Annotated in this window: 16 protein-coding genes; 3 read left to right on the forward strand and 13 right to left on the reverse strand. The window is 34.3% G+C overall.

Annotated elements, in window-relative coordinates:
• Positions 1 to 82: 82 nt before the first annotated feature.
• The 10 genes from ACFQ0I_RS08825 to ACFQ0I_RS08870 all read right to left on the reverse strand — a co-directional run bounded on the left by ACFQ0I_RS08825 (position 83) and on the right by ACFQ0I_RS08870 (position 9,744).
• Positions 83 to 1,135, reverse strand: coding sequence for a porin (locus ACFQ0I_RS08825; protein ID WP_379941363.1), 1,053 nt, complete (start codon positions 1,133 to 1,135; stop codon positions 83 to 85).
• Between the two features lie 22 nt (positions 1,136 to 1,157).
• On the reverse strand, positions 1,158 to 2,171 hold the full coding sequence (locus ACFQ0I_RS08830; RefSeq protein ID WP_379941365.1) for a rhodanese-like domain-containing protein: 1,014 nt from the start codon (positions 2,169 to 2,171) through the stop codon (positions 1,158 to 1,160).
• 30 nt (positions 2,172 to 2,201) lie between these two features.
• Entirely contained in the window at positions 2,202 to 3,179 is a 978-nt protein-coding gene (locus ACFQ0I_RS08835) for a rhodanese-like domain-containing protein (protein WP_379941367.1), read from the reverse strand.
• Between the two features lie 310 nt (positions 3,180 to 3,489).
• Positions 3,490 to 4,101 (reverse strand): rhodanese-like domain-containing protein, encoded by a 612-nt coding sequence (locus ACFQ0I_RS08840; protein ID WP_379941369.1) that lies wholly within the window; start codon positions 4,099 to 4,101, stop codon positions 3,490 to 3,492.
• 69 nt (positions 4,102 to 4,170) lie between these two features.
• Positions 4,171 to 4,830, reverse strand: coding sequence for a rhodanese-like domain-containing protein (locus ACFQ0I_RS08845; RefSeq protein WP_379941371.1), 660 nt, complete (start codon positions 4,828 to 4,830; stop codon positions 4,171 to 4,173).
• A 16-nt stretch (positions 4,831 to 4,846) separates the two neighbouring features.
• Positions 4,847 to 5,437, reverse strand: coding sequence for a YeeE/YedE thiosulfate transporter family protein (locus tag ACFQ0I_RS08850; protein ID WP_379941373.1), 591 nt, complete (start codon positions 5,435 to 5,437; stop codon positions 4,847 to 4,849).
• A 20-nt stretch (positions 5,438 to 5,457) separates the two neighbouring features.
• On the reverse strand, positions 5,458 to 5,988 hold the full coding sequence (locus ACFQ0I_RS08855) for a YeeE/YedE thiosulfate transporter family protein (protein WP_379941375.1): 531 nt from the start codon (positions 5,986 to 5,988) through the stop codon (positions 5,458 to 5,460).
• Positions 5,989 to 6,000: 12 nt separating this feature from the next.
• On the reverse strand, positions 6,001 to 6,960 hold the full coding sequence (nrfD, locus tag ACFQ0I_RS08860) for an NrfD/PsrC family molybdoenzyme membrane anchor subunit (protein WP_379941377.1): 960 nt from the start codon (positions 6,958 to 6,960) through the stop codon (positions 6,001 to 6,003).
• A gap of 10 nt (positions 6,961 to 6,970) precedes the next feature.
• Entirely contained in the window at positions 6,971 to 7,504 is a 534-nt protein-coding gene (locus ACFQ0I_RS08865; RefSeq protein ID WP_379941379.1) for a 4Fe-4S dicluster domain-containing protein, read from the reverse strand.
• Entirely contained in the window at positions 7,501 to 9,744 is a 2,244-nt protein-coding gene (locus tag ACFQ0I_RS08870) for a molybdopterin-containing oxidoreductase family protein (RefSeq protein ID WP_379941381.1), read from the reverse strand. Before ACFQ0I_RS08870 ends, ACFQ0I_RS08865 begins: the two co-directional genes overlap by 4 nt.
• A gap of 182 nt (positions 9,745 to 9,926) precedes the next feature.
• On the opposite strand from ACFQ0I_RS08870, the gene ACFQ0I_RS08875 reads away from it, so the two are divergent.
• A complete protein-coding gene (locus ACFQ0I_RS08875) occupies positions 9,927 to 11,819 on the forward strand; it encodes a hypothetical protein (RefSeq protein ID WP_379941383.1) in 1,893 nt (630 codons plus the stop codon).
• Between the two features lie 105 nt (positions 11,820 to 11,924).
• On the opposite strand, the gene ACFQ0I_RS08880 is transcribed toward ACFQ0I_RS08875, so the two are convergent.
• The 3 genes from ACFQ0I_RS08880 to sqr are packed head-to-tail and all read right to left on the reverse strand — an operon-like array spanning position 11,925 to position 14,013.
• Positions 11,925 to 12,398, reverse strand: coding sequence for a DsrE/DsrF/DrsH-like family protein (locus ACFQ0I_RS08880; RefSeq protein WP_379941385.1), 474 nt, complete (start codon positions 12,396 to 12,398; stop codon positions 11,925 to 11,927).
• A gap of 35 nt (positions 12,399 to 12,433) precedes the next feature.
• Positions 12,434 to 12,742 (reverse strand): TusE/DsrC/DsvC family sulfur relay protein, encoded by a 309-nt coding sequence (locus ACFQ0I_RS08885; protein ID WP_379941387.1) that lies wholly within the window; start codon positions 12,740 to 12,742, stop codon positions 12,434 to 12,436.
• A gap of 26 nt (positions 12,743 to 12,768) precedes the next feature.
• Positions 12,769 to 14,013, reverse strand: a complete 1,245-nt coding sequence (gene sqr / locus ACFQ0I_RS08890; protein ID WP_379941389.1) for a type III sulfide quinone reductase, selenoprotein subtype — start codon at positions 14,011 to 14,013, stop codon at positions 12,769 to 12,771.
• Between the two features lie 263 nt (positions 14,014 to 14,276).
• On the opposite strand from sqr, the gene ACFQ0I_RS08895 reads away from it, so the two are divergent.
• Positions 14,277 to 15,620: an OmpP1/FadL family transporter gene (locus ACFQ0I_RS08895; protein ID WP_379941391.1), complete on the forward strand. Its 1,344-nt coding sequence runs from the start codon at positions 14,277 to 14,279 to the stop codon at positions 15,618 to 15,620.
• A gap of 283 nt (positions 15,621 to 15,903) precedes the next feature.
• The gene (nrfH, locus tag ACFQ0I_RS08900; protein WP_379941393.1) at positions 15,904 to 16,509 is read left to right on the forward strand and encodes a cytochrome c nitrite reductase small subunit; all 606 of its coding nucleotides are present in this window, start codon (positions 15,904 to 15,906) and stop codon (positions 16,507 to 16,509) included.
• Positions 16,510 to 16,516 lie beyond the last annotated feature (7 nt).

Consider the following 16,516-nt stretch of genomic DNA (forward strand, 5'->3'; position numbering starts at 1 on the left):
CAAAGAAAAACCCTCTAGTAATCCCTAGAGGGTTTTGTACTAATTTTTGAATGTTTTTTAATTAAATGAAAGCTTTATCAAATTAAAACTTAATTTGTATTTGGGCTAATAATGCGTCGTTGTCAACATTTATAACCGTATCAATATTCGCTTGATAATTTAATTGAAAGCGAACTTTATCATTAAAGAAATAATTAGCACCTATGGTCATACGTTCCATATAACTTCCATCGTCTTTTAAGTCTAAATTCGGATCGAAAAATTCATATTTAAATACGGGTTGAATTTTTTCGTCCACGCTATACGATGCCATGATATAAGCACCATCTCTTCTTTCACCAAGAGCAACTGGTGTGGCACCACAACCACCTGAAGCACCACTAAAATAAGCGCCTTCATCGTAGATATATTCTGCTTGAATTGCTAATTTATCCAATTGCATTAAAATTTCAGCGCCATAAGTAGTACGGGTATCCTCTTCGTTATTAGGAATAGGATATCCATATCTAAAACTACCACCTACAGTTAAATAATTTGTAAGTTTATAAGTAGCTCTAGCAATAACGTCTTTTTTGGTGTTATCATCTTTTACCTGTAAACCTCTACCGTTCATTACAGCTACCCAATAGTTGAATTTGGTATAGTTGTTACCTCCTAAAATCATTAAACCAAAGTCTCTTTGAGGAGCAACAAGTTGATCGGCTACAATAGATCTGTCTATAGTTGTTAAGCTATGGCAAGGTGTGGCAACATCTAAACTAAATGGTTGTTTAAATGTACCTACCGATACTTTTGCCCAATTGTATTTCGTGTAAGATACAAAGGCATCCATAAGATAAGCATCACCAGTGCTACCAACAAACGGACTTGCTTCAAGCATGAAATAATATGAAAAATCTTTATAAACAAGACCTCTGGCACCAATTCTGGCACGTTTAAACTTAAATGTGTTATCTCCAGCATCTGTAAAGTTATAATCATATTCTGGTTGAATGTAACCAAATATAGTAACTGCAGGCGCTTTTAAGGAGTCGTTACCTACAGGCAAATCACCTTCGCAACCTTGGGCCAAGGCATTACCTGATAGTAATAGAATGCCTATTGTTATTGCGATATATATATTGTTTTTCATCATTGTTTGTTATTTAGAATTTAAATTAATTGTATACAACAGGATAGTTTTTTGGCACTGAAGAACTCCATTTGTTTGAGGTCCAAGCAGGATTATTATTGTATAATCCATTCATGCCAAATGTTAAACTGTACGCGTCGTAGCCAAAAACTCTTAAACAAGCTGCAACTACTGCAGATGTTTGCCCGGTATAACAGTAAACAACAACTTTAGCATTATTGTCAAGTCCTAAATACGTGTCGTCTCCAAGGTTTAAAGGAAGTATGCGGTTTGCACCGGCTATATGTCCGAATCCTAAATAATCTGTTTCAGAAAAATAATTATTAATAAAGTAGCCACTTGGATTTGCTAAAACATCTGATCCTTTAACTGTAGCTGGTGTGAAACCTGCTGCTACAACCTCTTCAACTCTACTTTTAAGGATTGCAAGACCGTCTGAAGATAAGCTGGTTATAGTTGGGTCTTTATAAACAACTTTAGCAGGTGCTGCGGTAAAAGACCAATTACTATGTCCGTTTGCAATATTTCCAGTAATGGCATTATTCCAAGAGGTCGCGTTGTTAGAATTCCAACCAGACATACCCCATTTTAGGGCTTGTGTGCGAGGATATCCATACAAACGTAATAAAGCGGTTGCGTAACAAGCTGTTTGACCTGTGTAGCAAACAACCAAGATAGGTTTTGTGCCAGCTTTTGGAGCTTCGGTTAAAATATTAGCAAATGCTACATTGTTCGCACCCGCAACATGACCTGTAGCTGTAAAATCGGCACTACTTCTAATATCCATAATATAATATGAACTTAAAAAAGCGTCAACATCGGCAGAAGTGGCAGGTGGACCCGCAACAAATTTTTCGTTTAATGAATTGGTTAAAATATTATCGATATCAAGATTGTTATCCACAACATAATCTTTCATTAATGTGAATTTGGGTGTTGCCACCACGCCATCAGATGGATCGTCGCCACGGTCGCAAGATGTTAGAAAGAATGTTGGAATTATTAGTAATCCTAAAATTAAAAATGATAGTTTTTTCATGACTTAATATTTATTAGTTAATTGGTTTTTTTATTCTACAACTGGATACATGTTTATTTCTTTTTTTGTAAACGCATCCGAGCCTTTTTCTTTTAATAGGTTATTCATAAAACTATTTTCGCCATAGGCTAAATTTCCTGTGTTATAACCTAATACATTTAAGTAGGCTACTACATATGCTGCTTTTTGTCCTGTGGTTTCATAAACCACTATTTTTTCTTTAGCAGGAAGTGTTAATAAATCGTTAGTTAATGATGCTTCTGGATTATAGTGTAAGGCTCCTGGTAAATGCCCTTGACATTTAGTTTGATCCCAGTAGTTTACTATGTAGTAATTTGCAGGATTTTGGAATACATCTGTAGATTTTACGATATACTCGTTATAAGGTTTTGCAAATAATTCTTCTAATCGTGCTTTTAAAATGTCTTTTCCTTCAGTTTTACCAGTTTTTAAAATAGGATGTTCACCTTTTACTTGTTTTTCTTTTTCGGTAGATTCTATTTTAGAAGCAAAATCGTTAGAGATGTTTTTGTTCCAGGCATTGTTTGCAAAGTCTTCTCTCCAAGCGCTCATGCCCCATTTCATGCTAGCAACATTTGGGTAACCTGCTAATTTTAGTAAGCCAGCATAGTAAGCCGCAGATTGTCCGGAATAGCAAACAAGAACTATTTTATCAAAATCGGCTGGTTTTATTTTAGTTTCGAAATAAGTAAGTAAAGTTTCTGCTTTTACATTGGCGGCACCTTTAATATGTCCGTATTGAAACCAACTTTCGGTTCTTATATCGATAACATGATATTTAGGATTTTTCATATTATCTTTTACCTCAGAAGCCATTATAATGGGTAATTCTCCTTTTATTATATTGTTGTTTTCTTCAAGGTATTTTACAAGTGTTTCGAATTCGTCTGGTGGGTCGATACAGGCATTTGTCGCTGCCGAAAAATTGCTGAATAAGGACGTTGTTAAAATAAGTATTACAAATACAAAAAATGATTGTTTTTTCATGATATAAAAGTTTAATGTTCAGTGGTTTATAATGAATAAAGTTAAATTCTAAACAGAGCTATTTTTATGACTTTTATCAACTTTTATCTATAAATAATCGGTAAATTGAGTAACATTTGTTACATATGTAATTATGTGTTTTACAGTATGTTAAATGAGTTTTAAAATGGTTTTTAAAAAGGAAGATTTTTGCTAAAAAAAATATTTTGAGGCAAGCACATTTTTTGAGGAAAAAAAAACGCTAGAAGACTAACTTTTGAAGCAAAAAAAAACTGCTTATTAAGCAGTTTTTTACAGAATTTATAGAAGTTTAACAACCGCCTTCTACAGGCATTTTCTTTTGTTTTTGCACAGTGATTACTTTTTTTACCGGAGCAACTACTTTAACAGGAACTGCGATATCTTTGTTTTTGGCTGATTCTTTTATGAATGCAGCGATATCAGCTTCTGAATTTTCAACTTCAATAGGTGTTGTTATTAATTTGTTTTGCAAATAAGTGTTTTTTGCTTTTAATAATTTAATGTTGTTGTACCCAAGTTGATATAATATTAATAACGGCGTGTTAACTTCTTCGGGGTTACTGCCATAAAGCACGGCAGTTTTTCCGGCTTCTTTTAAGTTTTTAAAATAATTTAAATTTGATTCCTTTAAAATTTCTGGTGTATAAATGTTTTTTGCATTTTTTAAATGACCCTTATCGTATTCATATTCGCTACGCACATCAATAATAGCGTAGTCAGCATTGTTAATGTCGTTTATATCAACAAAAAAGTTATTGTCTGTTAAATTTTCAAGCGTAGCTTTCGTATTCAGTTCAAAAATATTTTGAGGTCTTTCATACATTAAAAGACCAATAATCACTGCTAATATGAATACTACTGAAGCTATAGATATGTTTTTTACTTTTTCTAGTTCTTTCATCTTTGTGTTTTTTACTTTATTAAATGCTTAACCAAGTATTATTTTTTATAAATAAAATAGTTTTAAAGATTAGCAACCTCCTTCAACAGGCATTTTTTTCTTTTCGACTGTAATAATTTTTTTAGGAACAATTTTAGGTTTAACAACCTCAACAGGTTTTACTTGTTCTGGATAAAAAACGCCAAAAAACATACTTGCTGCTTTTCTGGTATCATACAGCTTAAAAGCTTCTTCAGGCATATCTTCAGTTGGTTTTGGCGGATTTATAATGGTGTTATACCAAGTATTCATGCCTCCTTTTAAAACACGAAGATTTTTATACCCTAAACGGTTGCATAGTATCCATGCTTGGTCTGCATAAAAATTATCGTTCGAAAAAAACACCACATCATATTGACTCTGATTCAGAAATCTCGCAGAATCATTATCTAAAATTTTTTTTAATGGAATATTTATAGCGTTTGGCAGTGTATAGCTTTTAAAACTAGCTTCGTCTCTAACATCTACTAAAATAAATGAGGGGTCTTGACTGATTAATTTATGTGCAATTTGGTCGGTTGAAATATAACGTTCTAAACTAATAGCATTGGCCAGTAGTAGATCTGGTTTAATACCTTCATTTTTTTGATATTTAGGTAATAAAACCAATCCTCCTGCTAGAATAAGAAGAATAAGAGCCAGTATTTTGTATCTAAAAGCTAGAATTTTGGCGGTTCGTTTTTTAATCATTTTGTGAGATGTTTAATTAATAAAACACTTTTTTTACTTTTTTTCGAACTATATCAGAAATTGCAAAAGCTACAATTGCTATTATAGAAAATATAAAAATGAACCAATATGGATTCCAGTTAAAGGTATCGACTAAGGTTATATTTCCTAAGTAATAGCCATCGTAAATAGGTTCTATGAAATGAAAAAGTTCTGAAAACATGAAAATACCTACCATTATTCCCACTACATAAACCCAGGCGTCTATTTTTCCAATGGCTACTGCGCATAAACTGGTGCCAGGGCAAAAACCTCCAGCTACAAATCCTACACCCATGATAACACCGCCTATAATAGCGCCCCAGATGTACGTTGGATGCACATATAATTGAGTGATATCTAGATAACCTAAATAATCCATGTAATACAAGCCAATTACTGATACTACAGCAGCTGTAAAAAACACTTTAAGTACGGCAAAATCGTATCCATAAAAAACACCCGCTAACTTTCTAGATGATGAAAATCCGGATGCTTCGAGTATAAACCCAAATGCGATTCCGATTAAAATTGCGATGATACTGTTCCATTCTATTGGTATGATATCGTTAGGAATTAATGGTCCCATATTGTTTTTTTTTTAATTAATTAAATCCAATTTTTTCTAAAGAAGTATGCTGTTGCATAAGCAGCTCCAAATATGCCAAACATGGTTAAAAAACCACCTGTAGATAACACAGCCATACCGCTTAACGCAGCACCACTAGTACAACCGCGAGCAATTTGGGCTCCTAATCCAAACAAAATACCGCCTAATAATGCAAATACTAAACGACGTTTGCTGCTAATTTTTGGCGAATGCTGAATTCTCCAACGAATTCTTCCGCTTAAACCTCCCGAAATAAAGGCGCCAATTAAAACACCTAATGTTTCAAAAACCAGCCAGTTGTTCATTGGCGAACTGTCTTCACTTATAAATGTTTTGTAATAAGCATTATGTTCTGCATGAGAATGCGATACTGCATCGACCAACGTTACAACACCGCTTTTCATAGCACCACTAGCACCCAGACCTCTACCTGTTATATAAAACGTGAATAGGATGATAATGCCTAATAAAAAGCCTCCGAAATAAGGATTCCAGTATACATGGCCTGCGGTTCGATTTTTTATTTTCATAATTTAAAGTATTTAATAAAGGAAACGTGTTAATTGACCTGCTTCTACCATCACAAATCTAAAGATGAGCCCGCCTAAAATTACTAACATAGCGGGTACTATAACGGGCACTTTAAAGCCAATGAGCTCAATAAGTTCTAACACCGCCGGCACAATTAATCCGAGGATAACTACAAAACCAAAGAACATTACTGTAAAATCGCCACCTACTAATAATTGCATGGCTTCTAACTGTACTTGTGAACCTGCATAATACCCCATAATCATGTGAACAATTAGGGCCAATTCTATTATTATTAAAGCCAAATCAATTTTACCAAATAAGTGTTTTTCTATTGAGGTTTTTGAAAATAAGATGATGGCAGCTGCACCAGTAGAAAGTCCAGAAGTTAAGAATAACGGACCTAATATGGCGTTATTCCAAAGTGGTCTTGCATTAAATGCAGATAATAAAATACCTGTATAAACGCCCAAAATTAAAGCTAATGGTATTAAAGCATAAGCAATATAAATTCTATTTTTTACAATGAACTGCTCGAACGTGTTCAAGAATTTTAAACGTTCAAATAGTTTTAATTTGGATTCTAGTTTTGGATACACTTCTCTGTAATAGCTAAAGGTCCAAATAAAAGATAGTGGCGTTACAATAAGTAAAACCCAAGCACCCCAAGACATTGGCGATTCTATTCTAAATGTTGTATACAATTGCCAAGTGTATAGTTGGTGTGTTAAATCGTAAACCAATGCGAGTAACCCAATAGACAAGGCAATAGGGGGAATAACCGAAGTAATTTTAACCGCTGCAGGGTATTCTTTGTCTTTTTTAAGAATATAAAACAGTGCTGCAAAAAATAAAATACCTGCTGCCAATCCACCTAAAAACAAGTATAAAGCTATGGGCCAATGCCATATTTGTAATGAAGGATCTATATTTGGAATATGTCTTCCGCTTGTAAATAATTCTTCTTGCATAATAATAAATTTAAATTAGGTAAAATACATGCGGATTAGTACCAGCTTCTGGCGCTAATGTTTTATGTTTTCTATTTTTTAATAATTGAGAAACTTCACTATTCGGATTGTCTAAATCGCCAAAATACATGCATTTGGTTGGACAAACAGAAACGCAAGCAGGAAGTTGGCCATTTTCTAATCGGTGATGACAGAACGTACATTTGTCTACATAGCCATCTGGATGTTGAAAACGGGCATCGTAAGGACAAGACTCAATACAAGCACCACAACCAATACATTCGTTAGGGGTTACTAAAACAATGCCCCCATCAACTATGTGGCTGGCACCCGTAGGACAACAACGTACACAAGGGGCGTTGTCGCAATGATTACAACGTTCCGATTTTAATTCCATTACGATGTTGGGATAGCTGCCATCAACCGTTTCGGTTATCCAGTCTCTACAATATCCTATTGGTACGTTATTTTCTGTTTGACAAGCAACAACGCAATCACTACATCCAACACATTTTAATGTGTCTATTACCATGGCATATCTCATATCGCTAATGTTTTATGTGGGTTTTCGGTTAATATTGAAACAAAATTTCCTCTTAGTCCGGTTCCTCCCATAATGGGGTCTACAACTACTTTTGTAATTAAATCTGTATCGCTTACACCTTTACCAAAAGCTCTTGTTAATTTTTTGTTGTTATGTCCAAAACCGTGATACATATAAACAGAATCCCAGCGTACGCGTTCTGTAACTCTAACTTTAATGGAAAAAGTTGAAACCACATCATCTTGATTTTTTAACCAGACTTCCTGGTTTTTCTTCAACCCTAATATTCTGGCCACTTTCGGGTTTACCCAAAGCGTGTTTTCACTTTTTAAATCGTTAAGGTTCGGATTATTTATGGTTCTACTGAAAGTATGCATTGGCGAACGACCATAATTTAAGCGATAGAACCCTTGTGGTGGTTCGGGGTGTGGTGTGTAAACTGGTATGGGATCAAATCCTTTTGCCGCTAATTGATGCGAGTAAAATTCAATTTTACCACTCGGAGTAAAGAATGTATGATTTTTGTCTTCTTCAAAGAATAGCGAACCAGATTTTCTTGGGTATTGTTTAACACCTAGTTTTTTCATTTCTTCTAATGAGGTTCCGAGCTGTTGTAATTGCCATTCAATCACTTCTTCAAAATCGTTATAATTAAAGTATTCACCCAAACCAAGACGTTCCCCTAATTCTTTGCTAATCCACCATGCTGGTTTCGAATCGTATTTTGGTTTTACGGCTGGTATTCTAACGGCGATAGATGGAATTCTGTTGGGTGCAGATCGAATCTCGTCGTAACGTTCTAAATAGGTACACTCAGGAAGCACTACATCGGCATAACCTGTAATTTCCATTGGCATCGTATCAACTACTACCATAAAATCTAGAGTATTAATAGCTTCAATAGTTTTATCGCGTTGCGGTAAGGTTTGTATTAAATTTGTTCCTGCAACCATCCACGCTTTTATAGGATATTTATTATCTGAACCTCCAATAGTGGCGTTTACAACTTCTGAAGTGTTTCCCATTTCAGCATACGGGTATTTTTCACCAATTTCATGCCATCCCCATTTTGGTTCTGGGTATTCTGGACATGGGAAATCAGGCACTTTAAGACCTTCTTTTAGATAAAATCCTCCGCGATTTCCCCAAGATCCTAATAGACCGTTAAGTATGGCTATGGCGCGTTCTCTTTGCGAGTCATCACCATACCAGGTTACATGTCTACCAGGATGAATAATGGCAGCTGGAGCAGCATCGGCCATAATACGCGCTGTTTTTCTTATCACATCTGGTTTTATTGTTGTAATGCCATAAGCCCATTCCGGAGTGTATTTTTGAACGTGGGCTTTTAATTGTTCGAACCCTGATGTGTATTTCTCTACATATTTTTTATTGTAAATACCTTCTTCAATTAAAACATGCATCCAAGAAAGTAGTAAAGCAATATCGGTTGCTGGTTTAATTGCCAACCAATGCTCAGATTTACTCGCCGCTGTAGAGAATCTCGGGTCTACCGTAATTATAGTAGCACCGTTATCTATGGCATCGGACATTTCCTGAACTTGTGTATTATGCATGTTTTCACCAATGTGCGAACCTATTAATACCAGACATTTTGTATCTCGAATATCGGTGGGTTCCGGAGAGCCTACCCAAGAACCAAATGTTAAGCCAAAGCCGGTTTCTCTTGGTCCGCGGCATTGTGCATAAGCAGGTTCTGCAATGGTATCTGAGCCCATAGCTTTGAATAAATGCTCTAAGTGACTTCCAGGAGAACCATGTTTAAGTAGCGCGATAGATTCCGCACCATAAGTTTCTTTAATACCTTTAAATTTTGAAGCAATTAAATCTAAGGCTTCTTCCCAACTGGCTTCTCTATAGGTTTCTTCGCCATCTATGGTCGTTCTAATTAAAGGTGTTTTTAGTCGGTCGTCATCGCTATACATTCCAACACCGCCCGTACCTCTGGGGCAAAGTCTTCCGTTGCAATGCGAATCATCATCATTTCCAATTATTTTTTGAATATTTCCTTCATCGTCTGAATATGCCCATGCAGCACATTTCCAAAAGCAAACTTCGCAATAGGTTGCTGAACGTTTAAATTTATTGGCAATATTTTCTTTTACAACGGCATCCAAATAAGCGTTGCCACCAAACATTTTGTAAGCAGTTGAAACTGTTGCCAAACCTCCTATACCTAAGGCAGAAATTTTAATAAATTTTCTTCGAGAAGTAGTCATATGTTAATTTATTTTACCGTGTAAAAATATTTATATTTACCGCTGGATATTATGATAAATATCATGTAATCAGTGTTTTATGTGTAACATAAGTTACATAAGAACTCTAACTATTTAGTTTAGAGCCTATTTATAATTTAAAAAATTTTAAAATATTGTAGATTTGAAAAACAGTTTAATCAATGAATAGAAAATATAAGTTTTACGTTTTATTTTTATCTCTTTTTTTACTGTTTGGGCTATTGTTTTTTTTTAGAAATAAAGAATTATTTAAAACAGATAATGGTTATGAAAACGGGAGTATAAATACGGAAGTGTCTCTTACTGAGTCTTGTTTACAATGCCATAGCAATACTAAAGGGTATTCAAAGTTTCATAATCCCGAAATCATTGGTTGTGCTAGTTGCCATTTAGGAAATACACTCTCACTCGATAAAGAAGAAGCTCATAAAGGCATGATTTTAATTCCAGGAAATCTGTCAGACGCCAAAGAAACCTGTGGAACATGCCATCCAAACGAATTAAATAAAATAAATAAGTCGTTAATGACAACGAATAGCGGTTTAGTTGCCGTTGATAAGTTTATTTTTGGAGAAACAGGGCATCCTGACTACCAATTTCATATTAAAGATATAAAGAACTCAGCTTCAGATAAACATCTAAGAGATTTGTGTGCCAACTGTCATTTAGGTGCCGAAAAAACGTCTTATGGTGAAATTAATCAATTAAGCAGAGGTGGTGGTTGCAATGCTTGTCATTTAAATTATTCTGCAGAAGCTAAGGCAGATTTAAATAAGTATTTGGCTTCCAATAAAAAAACACTTCCTCAATTTCATCCGGCAACCAATATTTTTGTGAATAATACACATTGTTTTGGCTGTCATAGTCGGTCGAGTAGAATTTCTACTAATTATATGGGCTTGCAAGAAACTCTTTTAGATGAAGAAGCTGTTAAACATAAAAAAGGTTATCAGGTTTTAGAAGACAAAAGGGTTTATAAATATATAGCCGAAGATGTGCATCATACTAAAGGGATGTTATGTATAGATTGCCATTCTTCGCATGAAGTTATGGGTGATGGAAAAACCTATTTACATGAAGAGCAGGCTGTAAAAATACAATGTTTAGATTGTCATTTTGATGGGAAACCCAATACAATTGCTTATAAAGACATTGATGTGGAAAGCAAAAATGTATTTATGCATCGCAGCTATAAACATTACGATAAGCAAATTATAGTGACCAAAAAAGATAATAACCCGTTGGTAAACACCTATGTTGATGAAAAGGGCAATGCTTTTTTAATTGGTAAAAAAGACAATAAGCTGCATGAATTAAAACCACAATCGGAGGTGTGTTCGCGTGATAATGCCCATAAAAACGTAAGTTGTTCGGCGTGTCATTCTTCGTGGACACCGCGCTGTATTGGTTGCCATAATCAGTTTGATAAAGAGGAACCTCGAGGTTATGATTTGTTAGCTAAAAAATATGTAAAAGGACAATGGAAGGAATATGTTGCCGAATTCTCGTCGTCACTTCCAGCGATGGGCGTTCGACAGAATAAAGAAGGTAAAACAATTGAACCAGCTATTCCTGGTATGATTTTAACCATAGATAAAGGAAGTTATTCGAACAAAAAAATAGGGGAGGATGTTTCGTTTCATAGACTTTATGCCCCAAATTCACCACATACTACCACAAAAGAAGTTCGCGATTGTAAATCTTGTCATGCCAACGCAGCTTCAATAGGATATGGCAATGGTAGTTTAACTTACGAAATTAAGAATAATAAAGGTAAGTGGGAGTTTACACCTGAATATGAATTAAACGCTAATGATAATTTACCGGAAGATGCTTGGATTCCGTTTTTAAAACCTGAACCTAAGTCGTTAGTAAAATCTACGAGGACTGATTTTAGACCATTTAATGTCGAGGAACAAAAAAGAATTTTGCTAGTGGGAGCTTGTTTGCAGTGTCATAAAGACAACTCGAAAGAAATGAAGCAAACACTTAATTTAGGTTTGAAATCGGTGATGAAAAGATTAAGTAAATCGTGTATTTTGCCTTCAAATTAATTTAGGATTTTTAAGGAAAGGCAGTTTTTTCAGAAAGTCAATTCAAAAAAAAACAGTCAAAATATATTTTTGACTGTTTTAAGTTTTTTAATTTGATGGGTTGTGTTAAATAAATACAATTTGACATCCTTCTGTATCGGCTCTATTATAAAAATCGCCGATTGTTAAAATACCGTCTAATTCATCAATTAAATCTTCTTTTTTCAGGTGAAACATATCAACAGCTAGTTTACATCCCCAAAGTTTACAACCAGAATCTGAAAGGATTTCTAAAAATTCGCCAACTGGAGGCATATCTAGTTTTTCCATTTCTTTTTTCATCATTTTGGTTGCAAAAGCTTCCATACCAGGTAACCCGCCAATCATTGTTGGAATATGCATCCCTGGGTTACCTACAGTGGCAACGTGTAAATGTTCTAGTTTTTTCTTTTGAATAGCTTCTAATCCAAAAAACGTAAAAAATATTTCAGATTCGATGCCTTCCATTCTTGCACCATTAGCCATTACAAATGCCGCATAAGCGTTTTCGATGGTGGCTTTCGATAAGATGAAAAGCATTTTTTTAACTTTTGTACTCATAATATTGTGTTTTATGTTAGTATTTTGTTTTAAAATTAGATACAGCTTTTTGGTTTTGGAACACCAGCTATTTTTGTTGACACCTTTAATGGTCCGTTAGGGAAAAGTGCATAGAATTCTTTAATGTCTATTACGCCACTTTTTTTAATGCCTCTAATAGATAAAGCCACATCGTTTTTAACTTGCTCTTGTAACCATTTAACAACTTCCCAGTGTCTGTCGGTCATTTCAATTCCTTCGTTTTTAGCTATTTCTAAGCCAATTTCTTTAGTCCATTGCGATACATCTGTTAAATATCCATCTTCTGTAACGTCTAGTCTAATTCCTGCAATATTTAAATCCATAATATTTATATTTAGTTTGTTATTAATTAATTTTTTTTAATGTCGAATATTTTACCTTTAAAACTCATGTTTCTAGAAACAAACGGTATGGCAATACCTTTTAATAGCATGTTCCAATAAATCCATCTGAAGGCTAATTTTCCCCAATGGTTAAGTACACTTTCTTTTAATAATTTTAGAGGTCCAATTTTGGCAAACGGGAAAGTGCCATGAACGGGTTCTGTGTTATAATTGAAATCGATGAGTAATGCTTTGTTATGTCCAGTTTCAATAAAACAATTTGCATGCCCGTCAAATTCTTCTTTTAGTATAAAACCATTTATGTAAAGTAGAATATTGTCGGTTAATGTTTCGGCTTGAAAGTGTGCTACAGATCCTGCTTTAGAAGCGGGTACATTAGTAGCATCTCCTATTACGAAAATGTTTTCATGATCGATGGACTGTAATGTATGTTTATTAGTTGGAACAAAGTTTAAATCGTCGCCTAAGCCAGATCTTTCAATCACTTCATCACCCATATTTGTGGGAACTGTTACTAATAAATCGAACGGAATTTTTTTCTCACCATAATCAATAATTTCTTTTGTTTCGTTATCAACTCTTTCTATAGCGAAATCTGTTTCCATTTTAACGCCTTTTTCAGCAAGTAAATAACTTAATGATTTTGAACATGTTGGTTTTGTAAATGCGCCAGATAGCGGGGTTACATAGGTGATTTCAACTTTGTCACGCATACCTTTTTTAGTAAAATAAGCATCCGCTAAAAAAGTAAATTCTAAAGGTGCCACAGGACATTTTATTGGCATTTCAGTTAAGTGCACCACTAATTTGCCACCTTCCCATTCACGCAATTTGTTTCGTAAAGCTAAAGCGCCTTCAAAAGTATAGAAATCAAAAATATCTTTGTGCCATAATGGTCCGAGTAGACCTTCTGTTTCTTCTGGAGCAATTTTAGATCCGGTAGCAATAATTAAGATATCATAATCGATAGTTTCGTCCTCTAGTTCTACTTTATTATTTTCCGGTAGAATTTTTTCTATCTTTTTTTGAATGTAATTAACGCCCTTTGGGATGAATTTTTTTCCTTCTTTCTTTACTTGGTCTTCTGTATACGTGTCGAAAGGAAGAAATAAAAATCCTGGTTGATAATAATGTGTTTTATATTGGTCTACTATAGAAATTTTCCATTCCTTTTTTGGGAGTTTAGAAACCAGATGATTTGCCATCATGGTTCCTGAAGTTCCTGCACCTAATATTACTAAATTTTTCATGTTTAAAAGTTTAAGTATGGATTACAAAACAAATCGATTTTGTAATTCTTTTGTTTCGTAAAATTAATCCTTGGGGGGTCTAAAAAACATGACAGAAGTCATACATGAATCCTTGTGTAACATAGGTTACATAAAGGCTTTCAGCGCTTTATAATTAAAAAAAGCTAACAAATGTCATAGATATAGCAGATATGCAAAGTTAATTTTGTAGTATTAATATTTAATAATCGCATCATATAATATGGTGCATAAACTACCTAATTATGAAAACTAACTTTATAAAACTATTATTTTTGTTTTTTACTTCAGCTGTATTTTCGCAAGCTGGACATATTATGCAAGGCGTAGGCGCTGTAAATATGTCTATGGGTGGCGCGGCAACCGCACAACCTCTTGATATTTCGGGAGCTATGCAATGGAACCCCGCTACACTTTCGGCTTTTGATAGCAAAATTTTAAAACTGGACGTTGGTTTGTTCTTTTCTTCACCAGAACTTTCTTCTTCGTTACCAGCAGGTATGTTAGGAACCGGAGCTCCTGGTGTTAGTGGCACAACAATGGATGATAGAGGGATGTCTCCTATGCCAGCATTAGCTATGGTTTGGGGGAAAGAAGGTAGTAAACACACCTTTGGGGCTTCTGCATTTGGTATTAGTGGCTTTGGTGTTACTTTTCCAGAAGAAACTAATAATCCATTAAGTGCATCTTTTAATCCTACGATAAATTCCAACCCTATAAATTATCCGCAAGCTGCAGGTGGTTTTGGTCATATAGAATCTGATTATATGTTGTTGCAAGTTGGTTTATCATATGCTTACGAGATTTCAGATAAATTTTCTATAGGTATTCAGCCAACAGTAAATTATGCAGCCTTAGAATTAGCACCAAATCCTACAGCAAATCCAACAACAGCTGGATATCCAACAACCGATAAAGCTTCGGCTATAGGTTATGGCGCACAATTCGGATTATTTTATGATTCAGGATTCGGATTAAAATTAGGCGCTTCCTATAAAACAGCACAAACTTTCAGTGAATTCGAATTCACCAATACCTATTTAGATAATAGTACTGCTAAAAATAAATTCCAAATGGATTATCCAGCAATTATGTCTGTTGGACTTGGATATTCTACAAGCGATATTGATTTTGCTTTAGATTTTAGAAGAGTGGACTATGAAAATACCGAAGGTTTCGAAAAAACAGGATGGACTCAAACAGCATCTGTTGCCGGATTTGGATGGGAAAACATTTCAATTCTTTCTGCTGGATTACAGTATAAAGGTATCAATAAATTGCCTTTACGTATAGGATATACTTATAGCTCTAATCCAATACCAGAAGAAATAACATTTTTTAATATTCCTGCTACAGCAATCATTAAAAATGCTTACCAATTTGGATTTAGTTATATAGTAAATGATAGCTGGAAAATAGATGCAGTATATCATTATGGAGATAGTAGTGGTGCAACAGAAGGGAATATGTTATCACCTTTTATGGCTTCAGCAAGCAACCCTAATGGCGTGGTGCCTGGAACTTCTATTGGCTATGAAATGACAACTTCTATGATACAGTTCGGTATTAGCTATACATTTAATAAATAACAGTATCAATACATTAAATTACTAAGAAGTCTTATTAATTTTTATCAAGTGGCTATTAATAAAAGGTTAATAGCCACTTTTTTTTTATATAATTAATGAATGCTTACATTGAATGTTTAAAGCATGGTTATTATTTTTCAAAATATGATTTTAATCATATTGTATATTTTTACGTTCTATGATTTTTGTGTCCGATTAAAAATTAGAAGTAAAATTGAAGTTATTATTTATATTTGATTGGATTTAATAAAAATAGTTATCTTTAAACGTAAAATTTAAACCTGTGAATCTTAAAAGAAACATATTGCCCGAAAAAAAGTCTCGCTGGAGAACCACGGCGGTGTTTTTAATTGCAGTAATTACAGGCTTAGGTTTTTTTATGTCTAAAGAGGCAGCATTGGTTTCTTATATGTCAGACGATCCGTTGGCATGTGTAAATTGCCACGTCATGACTCCAGTTTACAATAGTTGGATGCATAGTTCGCACAGAGAATGGGCATCTTGTAACGATTGCCATGTGCCGCATAACAATATATTTAATCAGTATTATTTTAAAGCAAAAGACGGTTTGTTTCATGCTTCGGTATTTACGTTAAGAGCAGAACCCGAAGTGATGTTTATGCGAGAGGAATCGGCAGAAGTGGTTCAAAACAACTGTATTCGTTGTCATGTTCAGCAAGTTACGCAAACTAAATATGATGGTTTTGTAGACGATCACGCTAAAAACAGAACAGAAAGACAATGTTGGAGTTGCCACCAAGAGGTGCCACATGGTACTATTCATGGTATTTCAACAATTAAAAATAATATTGCACCGATACCTACAGATCCCGAAAAATCTGTAATTCCAGAATGGTTGGAAAAAGAAATGGAAAATAAAAAGAAGTAAATTAAAA

Origin of the sequence: Mariniflexile aquimaris (assembly GCF_042676825.1) — a bacterium.
Taxonomy (GTDB): domain Bacteria; phylum Bacteroidota; class Bacteroidia; order Flavobacteriales; family Flavobacteriaceae; genus Mariniflexile; species Mariniflexile aquimaris.